The following is a 1,779-nucleotide window of genomic DNA, read 5'->3' as shown; positions in this document are numbered from 1 at the left end:
TGGCTGACCGCTATATCGAACCTGATACGCCTGAATTGCGGGCGCGTTGGGGCAATTTTGCCTGGACGGCCGAGAATACGGAAAAGGCGAAAGAGATCATTGCGCGCTATCCGCAAGGACGCCAGCGCTCGGCGGTGATGCCGCTGCTCGACCTTGCTCAGCGACAGGTTGGCGCCGAACTGAACACGCAAGGGTGGCTGCCGATCCCGGTGATGGAATATGTCGCCGCGCAGCTCGACATGCCGATCATCCGCGTGGTTGAGGTGGCGACATTCTACACCATGTACAACATTGCCCCGATCGGCCGCTTCCACGTGCAGGTCTGCGGCACCACGCCCTGCATGCTGCGCGGTTCGGACGAGATCATGGCGCGTTGCAAGTCGCGCGGCATGAAGAAGGGCCACACCACAGATGACGGCCTGTGGTCGCTCACTGAAGTGGAATGCATGGGCAACTGCGCCTCGGCCCCGATGGTCCAGATCAACGACGACAATTACGAGGATCTGACCGCAGATCGCCTCGATGCCGTGCTCGACGCGCTGGCGCGGGGCGAGACGCCCAAGACCGGCACGCAGGAGCCGGATCGCCACACCGTCGAACCGAGCGGCGGGCCGACCACACTGAAAGAGATGGTCACCGAAAACCACGATTATCGGAGTGAGTGGTAATGGCTCTCGCCGACAAGGACCGCATCTTTACCAATGTCTATGGCTATCAGCCGTGGAACTTGAAGGAAGCACAGGCGCGCGGCGCCTGGGACAATACGAAGGACATTCTAGCCAAAGGGCGCGACGCGATCATCGAGGAGATGAAGGCTTCGGGCCTGCGCGGCCGTGGCGGTGCGGGCTTCCCGACCGGTCTTAAATGGTCGTTCATGCCCAAGCAGCCGCCGGTCGATCACAACGGCAATCCCAAGCCTAGCTTCCTTGTCATCAACGCCGACGAATCCGAACCCGGTTCCTGCAAGGACCGCGAGATTATCCGCCACGATCCGCACATGCTGCTGGAAGGCGCGCTGGTTGCCGGATTCGCGATGGGCGCGCGGGCGGCTTATATTTACATTCGCGGCGAATATATTCGCGAGGCCGAAACGCTCTTCGCCGCGCGCGATGAAGCTTATGCCGCTGGCCTGCTGGGCAAGAACGCCGCCGGTTCGGGCTATGACTTCGACGTCTTCGTCCATCGCGGCGCGGGCGCCTACATCTGCGGCGAAGAAACCGCGATGATCGAAAGCCTTGAAGGCAAGAAGGGCCAGCCCCGCCTCAAGCCGCCGTTCCCCGCCGGTGCGGGCCTCTATGGCTGCCCGACCACGGTCAACAACGTCGAATCGATCGCCGTTGCGCCCACCATCATGCGGCGCGGCGCCACGTGGTTCTCCGGCTTTGGGCGGGAAAACAACAAGGGCACCAAGCTCTTCCAGATCAGCGGCCACGTGAACAAGCCGTGCGTCGTCGAAGAGGAAATGAGCATTCCCTTCAGCGAACTGATCGAGAAGCACTGCGGCGGCATCCGTGGCGGCAGGGACAACCTGCTGGCCGTGATCCCCGGCGGCTCCTCGGTCCCGCTGGTTCCGGCAGACCAGATCTGGGACGCGCCGATGGACTTCGATGGCCTCAAGGCGGTCGGCTCGGGCCTCGGCACCGCCGCCGTGATCGTGATGGACAAGTCCACCGACATCGTGCGCGCCATCAGCCGCCTCTCGTACTTCTACAAGCACGAATCATGCGGCCAGTGCACCCCTTGCCGCGAAGGCACCGGCTGGATGTGGCGCGTGATGGA

Annotated in this window: 2 protein-coding genes; both read left to right on the top strand. The window is 62.9% G+C overall.

What is annotated here, in order from left to right:
- The coding region (locus tag V7D69_RS16030; protein ID WP_333606341.1) for a complex I 24 kDa subunit family protein at window positions 1-668 on the top strand (668 nt) is incomplete at its 5' end.
- On the top strand, window positions 668-1,779 hold a 1,112-nt coding region (gene nuoF, locus V7D69_RS16025), incomplete at its 3' end, for an NADH-quinone oxidoreductase subunit NuoF (RefSeq protein ID WP_333606340.1). The genes V7D69_RS16030 and nuoF, both read left to right, overlap by 1 nt.

It is taken from the genome of Novosphingobium sp. (genome assembly GCF_036733805.1).
Classification (GTDB): Bacteria; Pseudomonadota; Alphaproteobacteria; order Sphingomonadales; family Sphingomonadaceae; genus Novosphingobium.
This window is presented reverse-complemented; position numbering and strand designations above follow the sequence as displayed.